The organism is Algibacter sp. L3A6, from assembly GCF_009796825.1.
Lineage (GTDB): Bacteria > Bacteroidota > Bacteroidia > Flavobacteriales > Flavobacteriaceae > Algibacter.
Genome location: NZ_CP047030.1, coordinates 3,115,165 through 3,134,737, shown reverse-complemented (window position 1 = coordinate 3,134,737; position 19,573 = coordinate 3,115,165). Strand labels below are relative to the sequence as shown.

The following is a 19,573-nucleotide window of genomic DNA, read 5'->3' as shown; positions in this document are numbered from 1 at the left end:
AGATAGACTAAATATAACAATTATGAAATTGAACAAAAAAACAATTATTTCCTGTGTGTCTATTCTATTATGTATAGCTACAATTTCAGCACAGGAAACTCATAAATTATCTTATGATTCTCCTGCTGAAAAATGGACCGAAGCCTTACCTCTAGGAAACGGCAGCCTTGGCGCTATGGTTTTTGGTGGTGTTACCGAAGAACATATTCAGTTTAACGAAGAAACACTTTGGGCAGGAAAACCTCATGATTATGCACATAAAGGCGCTTACAAGTATTTAGATACCATCCGCCAGTTATTAACAGATGGTAAACAAGTAGATGCTCAAAACTTAGCGATGCAAGAGTTTATGAGTACGCCTTTAAAGCAACAGCCTTACCAACCTTTTGGTGATATTTACATCGCTTTCAAAGGCCATGAAAACTACAAGAATTACACAAGAGAGCTAAACATAGAAGAGGCTATTAGTAAAGTCTCTTATTCTGTAGATGGAGTAGATTTTAAAAGAGAAGTATTCTCTAGTTACCCATCACAAGTTATTGCTATTAATTTAACATCAAGTAAATCTAAAGCACTTAATTTCGATTTATGGTTAGATGCGCTTCACGAAGATAAAACAGTAAAAACCGTTGGAAACACACAAACCTTAAAGGTTCAAGTTAAAGAAGGTGCCCTTAGAGGTGTTGCCACTTTAAACATTCAAACTAATGGTACTATTGAAACTGTAAACGGGAAACTTCAAATTTCCAATGCATCAAAAGCAACCATATATTTAACAGCTGCAACCAACTATATTAAATATAATGATGTTTCGGGAAATCCAGAAAACATTACGCAAAACACTTTAGCACATGTTGCTTCAGAAAATTATAAAAAAGTAAAAAAACTACACCTAAAAGATTACCAATCGCTATACAATCGTTTTAATATTGATTTTGGTGATAATGGGAAATCGGCAAACACCACCGATAAACGTATTTTCGACTTCTGGAAAACACCAAACGATCCGCAATTAATTGCACTTTACGTACAATATGCACGTTATTTAATGATAGCGAGTAGCCGTCCAGGAACCAAACCACCAACGTTACAAGGTATTTGGAACCATAAATTAACACCACCATGGTTTAGTAGTTACACAACTAATATTAATTTAGAAATGAATTATTGGCCAGTTGAAATTGCTAACCTTAGTGAATGTCACGAACCACTTTTCGATTTTATAAAAGATGTTTCTGAAACTGGAAAAAACGTAGCCAAAGAACATTACGGCGCTAAGGGTTGGAATGTACATCACAACGTTGATATTTGGAGAGGTGCTGCACCAGTAAACCATTCTAATCACGGACTTTGGTTATCTGGTAGTGCTTGGCTTAGTTCACATATTTGGGAACATTACTTATTTACAAAAGATGAAACTTTTTTAAAGAACAATTATGCTTCAATGAAAGAATCGGCGCTTTTCTATACCGATTTTTTAGTTGAAGATCCAAAAACAGGTTACCTGATAAGTACGCCTTCTACTTCGCCAGAAATTGGTGGTTTAGTGGCTGGTCCAACGATGGATCACCAAATCATAAGAGCGCTTTTCAAAAGTGTTGTTGAAGCGTCTTCAATCTTAAAAACAGATGAAGCTTTCGCTGAAAAACTAACGACTATGATTCCTAAAATTGCACCAAACCAAATAGGTAAACACGGGCAATTGCAAGAATGGTTAGAAGATAAAGATAATCCAGAAAGTCATCACAGACACGTATCGCACTTATGGTCAGTATATCCTGGAAGTGAAATTAATTACGAAGACACTCCAGAATTAATGAAAGCTGCAAAACAGTCTTTAGAATTTAGAGGCGATAACGGAACAGGTTGGAGTTTAGCTTGGAAAGTTAATTTCTGGTCACGTTTTAAAGATGGAAACCGCGCTTATAAATTATTGAATGTATTATTAAGTCCGGCAGAAATTCCGGAACGTAAAATAAGAGGAGGCTCCTACCCTAACCTTTTCGATGCACATCCACCATTTCAAATTGATGGAAATTTTGGTGGTGCTTCAGGTATTTTAGAAATGTTATTACAAAGTCATTTAGATAAAATAGAATTACTACCTGCCTTACCAAATGCTTTAGCCGATGGAGAAGTAAAAGGTATTATTGCTAGAGGTGGTTTTGAATTGGCTTTCTCTTGGAAAAACTCGAAATTACAATACGTTGAAATTACATCTAAAAAAGGAGAACCATGTGTTTTAGAGTACAACGGAAATACGATAGAGTTGGACACCAAAGCAGGAAAAACGTATAAGTTCGACGGTTCATTAAATAAAAAATAATTCAGAATATGAAATTCGTAATCAGCATTCTCACCGTTTTTTTAAGTTGTACAGGAGCGCTTTCAGCACAAAAAACAATTGAGAAACCTAACGTCATTATCGTCTTTACAGACGATCAAGGTTATCAAGATGTTGGTGTTTTTGGTTCCCCATTAATAAAAACACCCAACTTAGATAATATGGCGGCAAATGGTATAAAATTTACCGATTTCTATGCTGCTTCATCAGTATGCTCGCCATCAAGAGCAGCTTTGTTAACGGGTTCTTACCCTCCACGGGTTGGCGTACCTAAAGTACTTTGGCCAAATCTACCTGGAGGTTTAAACAATCAAGAATTAACTATTGCTGATATGCTGAAAACAAAAGGCTACAATACAGCATGCATTGGTAAATGGCATCTGGGAGACCAACAACAATATTTACCTACTTCACAAGGCTTTGATAGGTATTACGGTATTCCGTTTAGTAATGATATGTCGGTAAATCCAAAGTCTAAGGTTTCTAAAAATATTGTGTTTAGAGAAGGTATGACTATAGATAGCTTGCGAGAGAAAAAATGGAGAGGAAAAAGAGTCCCGTTAATGAAACAAGATGAAGTTATTGAATATCCTGTAGATCAATCTACTGTTACTAAGCGTTACACAAAAGAAGCCATTAATTTTATAAAAGAAAATCAAAATGAACCTTTCTTTTTATACTTGGCTCATTCCATGCCACATGTCCCATTATATGCCTCACCAGATTTTGAAGGTAAAAGTGCAAGAGGATTATACGGCGATACTATTGAAGAGATCGACTGGAGTGTTGGTGAAGTTTTAAAAACATTAAAAGAACAAGGTATTGATGAAAATACGTTAGTGATTTTCACTTCAGATAATGGTCCTTGGACATCAAAAGGAGATCAAGGTGGTAGTGCCTTGCCTCTAAGGGGACACAAGAATCAAACTTTTGAGGGTGGATTTCGAGTACCTATGATTGCACAATGGCCAGGTAAAATTAAAGCAGGTGTGGTTACCGATAAATTAGCTTCTACTATAGATATTTTACCAACCCTAGCCTATTTAACCAATGCAGAATTGCCTAAACAAGAAATAGACGGTAAAAATATGTGGTCCCTACTTTCAGGAAATGAAAAAGCGAAGTCGCCACATAGAAAAGATGGTTTCTTTTATTACAAAGATTCTACCTTAGAAGCCGTTAGAAAAGGCGATTGGAAACTACGTATTACACAAGATTATGTAGCGCTCTATAACCTTAAAAACGATATTTCCGAAAGTGAAAATGTAGCAGCGGCAAACCCTAAAATCGTAAAGAAGTTACAGAAAATGATCACCGAATTCGATGCCGACCTAAAAGCAAATCAACATCAATATAATTAAAATAATAGCAGTTTGAAAAAGATTCTCCATACCCTAAAAATAGTCAGTGTTCTTGCACTCATCATCAGTGCTTTCGCCTTTTCTAACAAGAAAGATCCGCCTTATAAAAACCCGAAGTTACCTGTTGAAGAACGCGTAAGCGACTTATTAGGCAGAATGACTTTAGAAGAAAAATTCTGGCAAATGTTTATGATTCCAGGCGATTTAAAGATTGGAAAAGACAAATTGAAACACGGTATTTTTGGTTTTCAAATTTCTTCAAAAGGATTAAATGATAATGCCGCCGAGCAAATTATGGACTATGGTTCTACGGGAACTGCAGCCAATATGGCTAACGAAATTAACGAACTTCAAAAGTTTTTCTTAGAAGAAACTCGTTTAGGAATTCCTATCATTCCGTTTAACGAAGCGCTTCACGGTTTAGCTCGCGATGGAGCCACCATGTATCCACAAGCCATTGCATTAGCGGCAACTTGGGATACAAACTTAGTTGGCGAAGTAGCCGGTGCCATTACAAAGGAAACCAAAACAAGAGGAATTCGTCAAATATTATCGCCAGTATTAAACATAGCACGCGATGTACGTTGGGGACGTACCGAAGAAACTTATGGTGAAGATCCATATTTAACAACGCAAATGGCACTTTCTTATCTTGGAGAATTCGAGAAAGAAGGTGTAATAACCACACCAAAACACTTTGTTGCTAATGTAGGCGCAGGTGGTCGTGATAGTTACCCAATTAGTTATAACGAACGTATTTTAGAGGAAATTTATTTTCCTGCTTTTAAAGCCGTTTTTCAAAAAGTAGGTGCACGTTCTGTGATGACGTCTTACAACTCCTTAAACGGTACACCATGTACGTCTAACGAGTGGTTATTGCGTACTAAACTGAAAGAAGAATGGGGTTTTGATGGCTTTGTAATTTCTGATGCTGGAGCTACAGGTGGTGCTAATGTATTGCACTTTACAGCAGCAAATTATGCCGAAGCTACCGAAGATGCTGTAGAAGCTGGTTTAGATGTTATGTTTCAAACTAACTACAACCACTACCCTTTATTTTGGGAAGCTTACCAAAATGGTATGGTCGATATTAAAGCCATTGACGAAGCAGTTAGCCGTATTCTAAAAGCAAAATTCGAATTAGGTTTATTTGAAAATCCATACGTAGATGCTAAAGAAGCAGCAATTTGGAACGGACATAAAACACACAGTGAATTGGCCAGAAAAGCAGCCTCTAAAGCAATGGTTTTATTAAAAAACGAAAATGAAGCTTTACCAATTGATAAATCGGTTAAAAAAATGGCACTTATTGGGCACGATGTAAAAACCGTGCGATTAGGTGGTTATAGTGGTCCTGGAAATAATCTTATTTCTATGTATCAAGGTGTATCAGACAAGATAGGAAAAGACAATATTATCTATGCGCCTGGTGTAGCTTTAGCTGAAGAAAATTATAACGCAATAGCCTCTTCTTACTTATCAACAACCAAAGATGGTAAACAAGTTCCAGGTTTAAAAGGTGATTATTTTGATAATATTAAATTAAGCGGCCAACCTAAAGTAGAACGTGTTGATAAGCAAATTAAGTTTGGATGGACCTTATTTTCACCACATGAAGATTTAGCTTACGACTGGTTTTCGGTACGATGGACAGGAAAACTAAAAGCGCCAAAAACAGGTGTTTTTAATATTGGAATTGAAGGTAACGATGGGTACCGCATGTATTTAGATGGTAAATTAATTATTGATAACTGGCAAAAACAATCGTATAACAGTATTTTAAAACCTTTCTCTTTTGAAGAAGGAAAAACATACGACATTAAAATTGAGTTTTTTGAAGCAGCAGGAAATGCAAAATTCAAATTAATTTGGGATGCCGAAATTCAAAATGAATGGGAACAACAAATTGCCGATGCTGTTGCAGCTGCAGAACAAAGTGATGTTGCTGTAGTGGTTGCCGGTATTCACGAAGGTGAATTTCAAGATCGTGCGTTATTAGCTTTACCTGGTCATCAAGAAGCTTTAATTAAAGCCGTTGCTAAAACAGGAAAACCAACAGTTGTTGTTTTAGTTGGTGGTAGCGCTATAACAATGTCTAACTGGATTAATGATGTCGATGGTGTTTTAATGGCATGGTATTCTGGTGAAAATGGCGGAAACGGTTTTGCCGATATCCTTTTTGGAGATGAAAATCCTGCAGGACGTTTACCAATTACTTTCCCGGTAGATGAGGCTCAATGTCCACTATATTACAACAACAAACCAACAGGTAGAGGAGATAATTACCATAACCTTACTGGGCAACCTTTATTCCCATTTGGTTATGGATTAAGCTATACGGCTTTTGAATATTCCAATATAGAATTCAGTAAAAATAACATCAATCCAGATGAAAGCGTGAAAATTACTTGCGATATTAAAAATGTTGGAGCAATTGATGGAGAAGAAGTTGTGCAGCTATATATTAGAGATGAATTAGCATCAGTATCAAGACCAATAAAAGAATTAAAAGGTTTTACGCGTATAGCATTAAAAGCAGGTGAAACTCAAAAAGTAACTTTTGAACTAGGTCCTGATGAACTTTCGATGTTGGATAAAGATTTAAAACGATTAGTTGAAGCTGGTGATTTTAGAATCATGATTGGTGCATCATCAAAAGATATTAAGTTAAGAAAAATTTTAACGGTTAAATAAGATAGGAATGAAAATATTTAAAGGTATACTGGTATTAGGGTTAATTGCTTTTTCAGCTTGTAAAGAGGAAGAAAAAAGTTTAGCTGTATCATGGGTAAGCAGTACTGAAAATAGTGTTTGGACAGAAAAAAAATATGAACTTATTATAAATAAAGAAATTGCCGATATCTTAATTTCTATTGATACTAATAAACAAGAACAAGAAATAACTGGTTTTGGAGGTTGTTTTAATGAGTTAGGTTGGGATGCTTTAGGCATGGTTACACCAGAAGAAAAACAACAAATTCTAAACGATTTATTTAGTCAGGCTGAAGGTTGTAAATTTAGTTTATGTAGAATGCCTATTGGTGCTAATGACTATGCTGTAGATTGGTATAGCCATAATGAAACGGAAGGCGATTTCGCAATGAAAAACTTTTCTATCGATCGTGATAAAAAACGTTTAATTCCATACATTAAGGAAGCCCAAAAAATAAATCCAGATGTGGCTGTTTGGGCTTCACCATGGTGCCCACCATCTTGGATGAAACATAGCAAACATTATGCGTGTAAATATAATCCTGAATTTAATGATTTACCAGAAGAATGGAGTTCTACAGAAGAATTGGTTTCACGTTTTATAACAGAACCAGCATATTTTGAAGCCTACGCTTTATATTTTTCAAAGTTTGTTCAGGCTTACGCCGAAGAGGGGATTGATATTAGTGCTGTACATGTTCAGAATGAATATAACTCGGCACAAAATTTTCCATCATGCGTATGGAAACCCGAAGATTTAGGGATTTTTATAGCAGATTATTTAGGTCCAAAATTTAAGTCTGAAAAATTAGACACAGAAATTTGGTTAGGAACTGTTGAACGTCCTCAAATAGAGCGTGTTTCAGATATTGTAGAATACAAAAACGCAGAAGATTATGTAAAAGGTATTGGTTTTCAGTGGGCTGGCAAAGGTGCTATTGAAGCTGTGCATGCTAAATATCCAGACATGCAATTAATGCAAACTGAAACAGAATGTGGAGACGGTTCTAACGATTGGAAAGCCGCAGAATACACCTTCAATTTAATGAAACATTACTTTGAAAACGGTGCCAACTCATACATGTATTGGAATATGGTTTTAGATGAAACAGGAAAAAGTCAATGGGGATGGAAACAGAACTCTATGATTTCTATTGATAGTAAAACCAAAGCCATAAAATACAACCCTGAGTTTTATTTAATGAAACATTTAAGTGCTTTTGTAGCGCCAGGTTCGGTAAAATTAGCAGCCTCTGGAGATACTAATAACGCACTTGCTTTTTATAACAAAGCCAATAATGAGGTAACTGTTTTGGCTTACAACAATACTTCGGAAGCGCAAGAATTAGCATTAAACATCAATAACGAAATTGTAAAAGTAGCCCTAGACGGAAAATCTTTTAACACGCTTGCTGTAAGTTTAAATTAGAATAACACATGATAAACACTTCATATAAAACAAATATTTACGGCGCAAAAACAGTAGCATTATTTTTAGTATGTCTCATGTTTTCAGTAAATATTTATGCTCAAGATGTTCAGAATACTTTTATTCCACAACCAGAATCTGTTGTATACGCTTCAGGCGGATTTAAATTAGATGAAAACACGCAAGTTTTTATTCCGAAGAAATTCACCAAAACTTTAGCGCCTATCGTGTCATCGACACTTACAAATGACACCGGTTTATCGCTTACTGTAAACACAGGAAGAACCTCAGCGTCTAAAAACGTTATTGTTTTTGAAAAAGCAAAAAACGCATCTATAGAAGCCGAAGGTTATATTTTAGAGGTAAATGCTTCTAAAATTACTGTAAAAGCAACCGATTATGCAGGCTTATTTAATGGTTTCCAAACCTTAAGACAGGCTATTCCTGCCGGTTCAAACGGATCAACAGCAATACCAAGTATGACTATTACCGACAACCCAAGATTCCATTGGCGTGGTGTGTTGTTCGATGTTTCTCGTCATTTTCAAACTAAAGCTTTTATTTTGAAACAACTTGATGTATTAGCTTCATATAAAATAAACAAATTTCATTGGCATTTAACTGACGATCAAGGTTGGAGAATTGAAATTAAAAAATATCCAAACCTAACTCAAAAAGGAGCTTGGCGTGCCGACAGAACAGGTATTGCTTGGTGGTCTCGTGAGCCTGCTACGGCAGATGAACCTAAAACCGTTGGTGGTTTTTATACTCAAGAAGATATTAAAGAAGTGATTGCTTATGCATCGGCTAGGAATATAGAAGTAATACCAGAAATTGATGTTCCTGGACACAGTAAAGCTTTAGTGGCATCGTATCCAGAATTGTTTTGTTTTGACGGTGAAACTGATGCTAATTTTGAATTAGCCACTGGTGGAAAAGCGCCCGATAACGCCGTTTGTGCAGGAAAAGAAACTACCTATGCTTTTTTAGAAGATGTTATTAAGGAAGTAGCCGAGTTATTTCCTTCAAAATACATCCATATTGGTGGAGATGAATGCAATAAAACCAATTGGAAAAAATGTCCGCATTGCCAAAAAGTAATGACAGACCACAATCTTGCCGATGAGGAAGAATTACAAAGTCATTTTATTCAAAAAGTAAATAAAATAGTAACCGCCCAAAATAAACTAATGATTGGTTGGGATGAAATTTTAAGCGGTAAAGGAGCGAAAGGTGCTACTATTATGGCTTGGAGAAGAGGCATGCATACACCGGAGTTACAAGCACCACGTGAAGGCTACCCAACCATTATGACGTCGTATTTACACTCATACATCAGTCGTGTTCAAGGCCCTACATTTATGGAGCCAGAAGGACCAAATTCAGTATTACCACTATCTGTAGTTTATAATCATGAACCTATTCCTGATGAATTAACTGCGGAAGAAGCGAGCCGTGTATTAGGAAACCAAACTTGTTTATGGGCCGAATTTACACCAACCGAAGAACATTTTGAATACATGCTTTACCCAAGAACCTTAGCAAGTGCCGAGGTGTCTTGGAGCAATCCAAAAGTAAAAAACTGGGAACGTTTTCAAAATGCATTAAAAAGTGATCATTTTGAACGTTTAGAAAGAGACAAAGTCAATTATGCAAATAGCATGTTTACTGTATATCCTGCTTTTGCTATCGATCAATTAAATACAGAAGCTATTGTGTTTTTGAAAACAGAAACCGTTGGTTTTTCTATCTATTACACGCTTGATGGTAGCGATCCAACAATAAACGCGATTAAGTATAAAGGCGATTTTAAAACAAAACCTAAAACACTTTTAAAAGCTGGTTTATTTAACGAAGCTGGCGAATTACTAGGTGAAATAACAGAAATACGATTAAAATAAAATCATGAAAATATCAAAATTAGTAGCTCTTTTTATGTTCGTTGTTGCTTCAGCTTCAGCTCAAAAAAAACCAAATATTGTTTACATCATTTGTGACGATTTAGGCTATGGCGATGTACAAGTTTTAAATCCTGAAAAAGGTAAAATACTAACACCAAAAATAGATGCCTTTTCAAAAGAATCTATGACGTTTACCGATGCGCACTCCGCTTCTGCTGTATGTACGCCATCGCGTTACGCTATTTTAACAGGACGTTACTCGTGGCGTTCTAGATTGCAACAAGGTGTTTTAGCTGGAGGTGAAGAATTAGAACCTTTAATTGCAGAAGACCAAATGACAGTACCGAAAATGCTTAAAGATGCGGGTTATAAAACAGCTGCTATAGGTAAATGGCATCTTGGGTTTAAGTTTGTTGATGATGAAGGAAAACCAGTTGAAGTTTACGATGGTAAAAAAGTAATTGGCCCAGCTATTGGTTCTACGGTACCAAACGGACCAGTTTCTCGTGGTTTTGACTCTTATATTGGCTTTCACCACTCTCGAGTTATGAAAACGATTATAAAAGACGATAAGGTTGTTGATAAAATGGAACCTGTTAAAATGTTACAATTTTTAGGCGATCATGCTGAAGATTATATCGCTAAGGAATCTAAAAACGATACACCATTTTTTATGTATTTGGCATTAAACTCGCCACATAGTCCTGTTGTGCCTTCTAAAGCTTGGCAAGGTAAAAGTGGTATGGGCGATTATGCTGATTTTGTTATGGAAACCGATGATGTTGTAGGTCGTGTACTTGAAGCTTTAAAAGCAAATGGCATTGAAGATAATACTTTAGTATTCTTCACGAGTGATAACGGTTGCTCCTACCCTGTCGCAAAAGTTGGCAAGTTAGAAAATGAATTCGGACATTATCCAAGTGCTGATTTTAGAGGTTACAAATCTGATATTTGGGAAGGTGGACACCGCATTCCTTTTATGGTGAAATGGCCAGAACATATTGAAGCTAACTCTATAAACGATAAACTCATTTGTCAAACGAGTTTAATGGCCACTTGTGCTGAAATTGCAGGTTTAAGTATGGATGATAATGCTGGTGTAGATTCGTATAGCATTCTACCAATGTTGAAAAACAAAAAGGCAAAAACGGATTATAACTTAGTAGTTCATCATTCTATACATGGTAAATTTTCTATCAGAAATAAAAAATGGAAATTAGAATTAACGCCGGGTTCTGGTGGTTGGTCTAACCCAACGGATAATAAAGCTAGAAAAGAAAACTTGCCGGAAATTCAATTGTATAACATGAAAACCGATGCTGAAGAAACAACTAATGTTTACAAAAAGCATCCAAGAGTTGTTGCTAAATTGATAAAAAAATTAAAACATATTGTTGAAAATGGTAGAACAACCTCTGGAAAATCACAAGAGAATGATGTGCCTGTAGACCTTTACAAAACAGAAACTACACAAAATACAGCAGCGCACTAATAGATAAAAAACAGCCCATAACATGAGTACTACAAAAAGAAACATATTATTTTATTTCTGTCTGGCATTTACGGCTTTAGTGGCGAGTTCTTGTAATTCTTCAAAATCTGATAAAGCAGCAACTCAAAACGAAAAGCAGCCTGTAGATTACATAGACCCTATTATTGGAGCTATTACTTATGGTAAAAAATCGAAGGACGCTCATGGTTTTGGTAAAACATTTCCGGGTGCAGCAACGCCATTTGGTTTGGTACAGCTAAGTCCTGATACGGTTTCTGATGGTGATAATGGTTCTGGATATTCTTATGAGCATCCAACGATGGAAGGTTTCAGTTTTACACACATGAGTGGTGTAGGCTGGTTTGGCGATTTAGGTAACTTTTTAGTAACACCTGCAACCGGTAAACTACAGACTAATCGTGGAGTAGCCGAAAATCCAGAAAGCGGCTACCGTTCTCGATATTCTCATGATACGGAAACTACAGAAGCGGGGTATTATGCCGTTACTATGGACGATTATAACGTAAAAGCAGAATTAACATCGGCACCTAGAGCAGGTATTATTCGCTTTACCTACCCTGAAACTGATAGTTCTCGAGTTCAAATCGATTTAGCCCGCCGTGTAGGTGGAACTTCAACAGAACAATACATCAAAGTAGTAAACGAAAACACCATACAAGGTTGGATGAAATGCCCTCCGGAAGGTGGTGGTTGGGGAGCTGGCGCAGGAAATGCAGACTATGTAGTCTACTTCTACTGTCAATTTAGCAAGCCATTAATAGACTATGGAATTTGGAGTGCAGACATTCCTGATGTTCCAAGAAAAATGCGATTCATAAGAAGAGACAATTATCAAGATGCCATTAAAAATGCTGAAATTTTTGAAGGTAAAACTGAAATGCAAGGCAAACATTTAGGCTTTTATACCAATTTTAGTACTACAGCAGGTGAAGAAGTTTTAGTAAAAAGTGGTATTTCATTTGTAAATATCGCGGGAGCTAAAGAAAATTTAGAACACGATATTAGTCATTGGGATTTCGATAAAACAAAACAAGAAGCTCGTGATAGTTGGAGCGAAGCTATTGACAACATATCTGTTGAAGGCGCTACAGATAGAGATAAAACTATTTTTTACACCTCATTGTATCATACTTTAATAGATCCACGTGCTTTTTCGGATGTGAATGGAAATTATATAGGCGCTGATAAAAAAGTACATCAAACTAACGATTTCACCTATCGTACCATTTTTAGTGGTTGGGATGTTTTTAGATCTCAATTCCCTTTACAAACCATTATTAATCCTACGTTGGTAAACGATGAAATTAATTCGTTACTACAAATGGCAGAATTGAGTGGTAAGGAGTATTTGCCACGTTGGGAAATGTTGAATTCCTACTCTGGTGTTATGTTAGGAAATCCAGCCGTGTCCGTTATTGTGGATGCTTACGAAAAAGGTATTCGAAATTACAACATTGAAAAAGCGTTTACCTACTCTAAAAATACGGTAGATAACACGGGGAACGGTGAGTTAGGCTATTCAAACAAACATATTTCTAAAACGTTGGAATATGCTTATTCTGATTGGGCTTTAAGTGTTATGGCCAAATCTTTAGGAAAGGATGATATTGCAGAAACGTACTTAAAGAAAAGCGAAAATTACAAGAATATTTGGAACGATGAAGTCAATTGGTTTAGAGCCAAAGACAGCAGCGGAACTTGGGTAGAATGGAAAGAAAAAACCGTGCATGGGCAAGGTTGTATAGAAAGTAATCCTTATCAACAAGGTTGGTTTGTACCTCATGATATTGATGGCTTAAAAACTTTAATGGGTGGCGAAGAAGCTTTTAAAAATGAATTAATTTCTTTCTTTGAAAACACACCAGATGATTTCCTTTGGAACAATTATTATAATCACGCAAATGAACCTGTACACCACGTACCTTTCATGCTAAATGAAGCTGGTGTACCACATTTAACACAAAAAACAACCCGCCAAATTTGTAGTGATGCCTATGGAACGGGTCCTTATGGATTGTGTGGCAACGAAGATGTTGGACAAATGTCTGCTTGGTACGTATTGGCTTCCATTGGCATCCACCCTATTGCTCCTGGCGATAATAAATATCAAATAACGAGTCCGGTATTTAATGAAATAGAAATTAAATTAGACCGAAATTATTACAGCGGAAAAACATTTAAAATTGTAGCCCAAAACAATTCCGAAGAAAATATTTATATCCAATCGATGGCGTTGAATGGAAAACCACTTAATCGTTTTTGGATTACACATCAAGAAATTACTCAAGGTGGTGTTTTAGAAATGGAAATGGGACTAGAACCCGTAATACAATAAAAAAGAACAATATTACTTCAGTAACATCATTTGGTGAGGAAACAAAATTTAAATTCAAACAAATGAAAGAAGGGACTTTTCTTTATCCTGGAAAAGATTTTGATACGAGTATCGATGGCATTTTAAAATTGAAAAAAAATTCTAAATTCTATGATTGTAAAAAAAATGTTTTTTTTCATTTTAATGGTTCTTTTAACTGTTAAACTTCAGGCACAAGTTACATTTTATGTTTCTACCGCCGGAAACGATTTAAATACAGGCAGCCAATCGCAACCTCTTGCTACATTGCAAGGGGCTCGCGATGCCATTAGAAACTATAAAAATCAAAATGGTATAAACCATAGTTTTGAGGTGCTTATCGAATCTGGAAATTACATCATGAAAGCGCCTTTGGAACTCAACGCTATGGACAGTGGTTCATCTAACTTTCCAATAATCTACAAAGCAGCAAAAGGTGCAAAACCTGTTTTTAGCGGTGGAAAAAAAATAACAGGTTTCAAAGTTAATTCAAATGGCCTTTGGGAAGCTAAAATTCCAGAAAGCAGCCACTACAAATGGAATTTCGATCAACTTTATGTTAACAATAAACGCGCTACTTTGGCAAGAACGCCAAATAAAGGCTTTATAAAAATTGATACGGTAACGCAAACTATTTGGAAACACGGTACATCGAAAGTGGCCGAAAAAGCAGAGCAAAGCATTTTCTTTAAAGCAAAAGAAGCCAAAATACTTTCAGAAATTAAACAGGAAGAAATTCACAATGTACGTTTTAAAGCATTCCATAAATGGGATTATACCTTACGACATATTGATGCCATAGATACCGATAGTTTAAAACTTATAACTTCTGGTAAAGGCATGAAGCCATGGAATCCGTTAAAAAAGGATAGACGCCTTATTTTTGAAAACTATGAAGCGGCTCTAGATTCTGTGGGCGAATGGTATTTAAAAGATAACGGCACTTTATTATACAAACCATTAGAAGGCCAAACTATAGCAAACACCGAAGTTATTGCTCCCGTTTTAGAAAACCTGATATCTATTTCTGGCACGCCCAACGATAATGCAAAACACATTACTTTTGAAGGGTTAACTTTTAAACATGCGCATTACAAAATTCCGATTACAGGTTCAGAACCAAATCAAGCTGCTGCAAAACTTAATGCCGCTATTTTAGGGAAATACGCAAACCATATTGAGTTTTTAAAATGTGAAGTTTCGCAAATTGGTCAACATGCCATCTGGCTTGGAAAAGGCACAACATATTCCATGGTAGAACACTGTTATTTGCATCATCTTGGTGGTGGCGGTATCTATTTAGGCGATTTTAAACCTCTAGATGGTAAAGCACATACTAATCATATTTCGGTAGAAAATAATATTATTCAAACTGGTGGCCAAGAGTTCCCTGCTTCGGTTGGTGTATGGGTTGGCCATAGTGCAGACAATACCATTTCTCATAACGACATTGGGAATTTCTACTATACAGGAATTTCGGTAGGTTGGGTTTGGGGCTATAAGCCTAGTTTAGCAAAACGTAACACTATTACTTATAATCATATTCATCATATTGGTTGGGATTTACTTAGTGATATGGCAGGTATTTATACCTTAGGCGCTTCCGAAGGCACACAAGTTACCCATAATGTTATCAATAACGTTCACGCCTATTCTTATGGCGGTTGGGGTATGTATGCCGATGAAGGGTCTTCTGGAATTACCTTTAAAAACAACTTAGTTTACAATACTAAAACGGGCGGATTTCAGCAGAATTACGGAAAAAATAATACCGTTGAAAATAACATTTTAGCCTTTGCAAAAAAGTATCAATTGCAATGTACTATTTCTGAAGATCATAAATCTTTCACCTTTACAAATAACATTATCATTTTTAAAGAAGGTCTTGTTGCCAAAGGTGCCTGGGACGATGTTAATGCTGAGATGGATCATAATATTTATTGGAATATTAATGGTAGCGATTATAACTTTAATAATCATGATTTTAAAGGATGGAAAAAATTAGGCTTCGATAAAAACAGCCACATTTCTAATCCGTTTTTTAAAGATGCTGAAAGTTTTAATTTCAACTTCAAAAGAAATACGACTTATAAAAAAATAAACTTTAAGCCATTTAACTATTCCGAAGCTGGCGTTTATGGTAGTAATGACTGGGTTGAAAAATCAAAATTATCTCAATCTATTACTAAAGCCTTTGATGCCGCTGTTGAAAAGAATATGAAAATGAAGATTAAAAGATAAGGGAATAACACCGTTAAATTAATAGTCTATTGTAATGTAAAACGACACCTTTTTAGAACTACAAGTATTATAATATTACTAGTAAAAAACCTCAACTATTTTTCTAAAATAGTTGAGGTTTTTTGTTTGTTTTAAAGTGAACATTTTACGATTGAAAAATGGCTCGATTACAACCTAAACATTCATCTAAAATCTTAAAATAAAAGCATCCATTTTTCTATTGAAATCGACTGTACCAAAACAAAAACAAATTTTTTCAATTTTTAACAAGAATTATTTTCAAAAACAGCTCCTTTTTCAAACGTCCTTCTAAAACAAAAAATTATAACACCTTCATATCAATTCAAAAAAAACCCACGCAAACAAAACAAAATCAATAACTTAACCTCTTAAAAAGAAACAAAAAAAAGAGATTAATGCTTTTCAAAATAGCATTCAAAAAACCAAAACAAGATATTACTTACAAAAGACCACAGGATAGTACAGGATGGAAAAATCGTGGTATTAGGATACATTTATAATCTAGTTTATTTAATAAATCTTCTCTCGGATTCAAACATTAAATAAGCAAAAAAAACAACCAATTTTAACTAAAGAAGTATCACAATTAAATCAAGATTTATGAACAAAAAATTAATGTTATTTTATGTTTGCCTAATGTCTTTTACATTAGCAAATGCACAATCGATTACAGTCTCCGGATTAGTAACCGATACACAAAATATGACTCTGCCCGGAGTTAATGTTTTAGTTGAAGGGAGCAACACTGGAGCTCAAACAGATTTTGATGGAAAATATAGTATTACCGCAAAAAAAGGAGATGTACTTGTGTTTTCTTATTTAGGAATGAAAACCGCTAAAGTAACAGTTGGCAAATCTTCCGAAATCAATGTATCATTAGAAGAAGATATTGCCGGACTAGACGAAATTGTACTTATTGGTTATGGTACAGCCAAAAAGAAAGACATTACAGGCGCTGTTGAGCGGGTTACATTAGAGGACTCTCCTATCGCGCTTTCGGCTAACACAAGTGTTTTACAAGCTATTAGAGGTGCTACACCAGGTATTAATATTGGTGCACAAAACTCTGCAGGAACAACACCTTCTATTTTAGTAAGAGGGCAAAACTCCATTAATGGTAACAACGATCCTTTAATTGTTTTAGACGGTATTGTGTTCTTGGGAAGTGTTAATGACATAAACCCTAACGATATTGCATCTCTTGATATATTAAAAGATGCTTCGGCTGCTGTTGTTTATGGGTCTCGTGCCGCCAATGGCGTAATTTTAATTAACACAAAAAAAGGTAAAACAAGTAAACCTGTTATTAATGTCTCTACCTCTACAGGTTTTAATACTTGGCAAGATCAACCCGATTTATTAGATAGAGATCGTTATTTAGAAAAATACGTAGCACAACAAAATATCGGTTCTATAGATGATATTGTTTGGGAAGAAGAATATAGAGGCGTATTACAAGATGAAGGTGTAGATACAGATTGGCTAGACTTAATTTCTAGAAACGGACAAATACAGAAACATAATGTTTCTATTTCTGGAAGATCTGACAAAATTAATTATTTCATGTCTGGTGGTTATGAAGAGCAAGAAGGTGTTATTATTGGCGACCAATTTAATAGAATTTCTGTAAGATCACGTTTACAAGCAGATATAACCGATTGGTTAGAATTAGGTCTAGACGGATCGTATACAAACAGTGATTTTTCTGGAGTAACAGCCGACGTAGGTAGAGCATTTCAAATAGCTCCAATTGGTTATCCATACCGTTATGATGGACAACCTTTTAATACAAGCTCCAACACCTCTACAGATTTAGAACGTTACCCAACAGCTAATAATGTACCTAACCCACTTTGGGGTACTGATGGTACTCAAGAAAATTTTGATAAAAGAAATTATTTTAGACTTGCTGCTAATGCTGTGGTCAAAATACCTTGGGTAAAAGGATTAAAATATACACTTAACTATACATTAAGTCAGCAAAACAGAAGTGTAGATCAGTTTCAGTATGAAGATTATTTTATAGCACTTCCTTCTGAGAATACACCATATTTTGATAGATATTCTCAACAATCTATACAAGCAAACCTATCTCAAGCTAATGGTAGTAACTCTAGATATACCGATAGAAACTACGTTATTGACAATATTATTAGCTATACCAATACCTTTGGCGAGCATAACATTGATGCCACTTTTGTTGCAACTAGAGATTATAGAGTAAACGACCTCTCTACCGTATCTGGAACCGATTTTGCTGCACTTGGTAATACAACATTAGGAGTTAAAGGTGTGCCTTTCGCAACAACCGTTACAAATTCATATAGTTTAGCTGAAAGATCTAACGTTGGTTATTTAGGTCGCCTATCATATGGTTATGCGGGTAAATACAACTTAACAGGATCTGTAAGACGCGATGGAGCTTCCGTTTTTGGAGCCGATAGAAGATTTGGTACATTCTGGTCCGTTGGAGGTGCATGGACAGTTTCCGAAGAAAACTTTTTAAAAGATAATTCTGTTTTAAATTATTTAAAAATTAATGCTTCTTACGGATTAAATGGTAACCAAGGTTTAGATCCATACGAAACTTTATCACCAGTAAGTGCAGGACAACCTGGTAATATTAGATATTCATTTGGAGACGATCCTTCTGTAAGTCAATTTGGTATTTCGCAGTCTGGTCTTGGTAATTTAGAATTAGGTTGGGAAGAAACTACATCTTTAAACTTAGGTGTGCATACAGCATTTCTAAACAATCGTATTTTCTTTGATGCCGATGTTTATTTCTCACAAACTCGCGATCAAATTTTTAATAGAGTTATACCAACTACAAGTGGATTTTCTAGCATATTGGCAAGTTTAGGCCAAGTAGACAACCGTGGTGTTGAGCTTACTTTACGTACCGAAAATATAAATACCGAAGAATTTAAATGGACCTCTACACTAACCTATTGGAATAACCGAAACAAAATTGTAACCCTATACGGAGACGATATTGATGGCGATGGCATAGAAGACGATGATATTTCTAACAGCTTATTTATTGGTAAATCTTTAGGTGCGCAATATGGTTACGAGTACATTGGTGTTGTACAAGAAAATGACACACAGTATATCGCAGATAATGGAGCACAACCTGGAGATCCAATGTTTAGAGATTTAGATGGAGAACCTGGTATTACAGGAGACGACAGAAAAATTCTAGGCTATAATGTCCCTAATTTCAGAATGGGTTTCTCTAATACATTTACTTATAAAAACTTTAGCTTATACATGTTAATTAACGGCACATTTGGTGGCGGAAGCGAAAATTATTTTATTGGTGCAAACCCTAGAAGTAACTCGTTCCAAAACCGATTTGATTTTAACGATATAGAAAATGGAGATTGGTGGACACCAGAAAATCAAAGTACCACGAACCTACGTCCAGATTTTAATGATAGTCGTTATAGCGGTTACCAATCAAGAGGCTTTGTACGTGTACAAAACGTAAACTTATCTTATGGATTTGATCAAGATATTTTAACCCGATTAAACTTAGGTATTCGTTCTTTAGACCTATATATCAGTGCCGATAACCCACTAATTTTCACCAATTGGTTTGGTGGTGGAGATCCAGAAAAAGGAATTGCAGCATTAAACGGAACGTTCCCTGTTATGAGCGCTTACACGTTTGGAGTTAACCTTAGTTTCTAATT

Annotated in this window: 9 protein-coding genes; all 9 read left to right on the top strand. The window is 35.5% G+C overall.

Annotation, left to right across the window (positions count from 1 at the left end):
* Positions 1-22: 22 nt before the first annotated feature.
* The 9 genes from GQR98_RS13115 to GQR98_RS13075 all read left to right on the top strand — a co-directional run bounded on the left by GQR98_RS13115 (position 23) and on the right by GQR98_RS13075 (position 19,571).
* Entirely contained in the window at positions 23-2,326 is a 2,304-nt protein-coding gene (locus tag GQR98_RS13115) for a glycosyl hydrolase family 95 catalytic domain-containing protein (RefSeq protein ID WP_159019887.1), read from the top strand.
* An 8-nt stretch (positions 2,327-2,334) separates the two neighbouring features.
* Positions 2,335-3,705, top strand: a complete 1,371-nt coding sequence (locus GQR98_RS13110) for a sulfatase (protein WP_159019886.1) — start codon at positions 2,335-2,337, stop codon at positions 3,703-3,705.
* A 12-nt stretch (positions 3,706-3,717) separates the two neighbouring features.
* Positions 3,718-6,399: a glycoside hydrolase family 3 protein gene (locus tag GQR98_RS13105; RefSeq protein WP_233268009.1), complete on the top strand. Its 2,682-nt coding sequence runs from the start codon at positions 3,718-3,720 to the stop codon at positions 6,397-6,399.
* Positions 6,400-6,406: 7 nt separating this feature from the next.
* Entirely contained in the window at positions 6,407-7,846 is a 1,440-nt protein-coding gene (locus GQR98_RS13100) for a glycoside hydrolase family 30 protein (protein ID WP_199270202.1), read from the top strand.
* An 8-nt stretch (positions 7,847-7,854) separates the two neighbouring features.
* Positions 7,855-9,747 carry a beta-N-acetylhexosaminidase gene (locus tag GQR98_RS13095; RefSeq protein ID WP_159019885.1) on the top strand — a complete coding sequence of 631 codons (1,893 nt, stop codon included), beginning with the start codon at positions 7,855-7,857 and terminating at the stop codon, positions 9,745-9,747.
* A gap of 4 nt (positions 9,748-9,751) precedes the next feature.
* Entirely contained in the window at positions 9,752-11,239 is a 1,488-nt protein-coding gene (locus GQR98_RS13090; protein WP_159019884.1) for a sulfatase family protein, read from the top strand.
* 22 nt (positions 11,240-11,261) lie between these two features.
* Positions 11,262-13,595: a GH92 family glycosyl hydrolase gene (locus tag GQR98_RS13085; protein ID WP_159019883.1), complete on the top strand. Its 2,334-nt coding sequence runs from the start codon at positions 11,262-11,264 to the stop codon at positions 13,593-13,595.
* Between the two features lie 165 nt (positions 13,596-13,760).
* Positions 13,761-15,854: a right-handed parallel beta-helix repeat-containing protein gene (locus tag GQR98_RS13080; protein ID WP_159019882.1), complete on the top strand. Its 2,094-nt coding sequence runs from the start codon at positions 13,761-13,763 to the stop codon at positions 15,852-15,854.
* Between the two features lie 621 nt (positions 15,855-16,475).
* Positions 16,476-19,571, top strand: coding sequence for a SusC/RagA family TonB-linked outer membrane protein (locus GQR98_RS13075; protein ID WP_159019881.1), 3,096 nt, complete (start codon positions 16,476-16,478; stop codon positions 19,569-19,571).
* Positions 19,572-19,573: the final 2 nt, after the last annotated feature.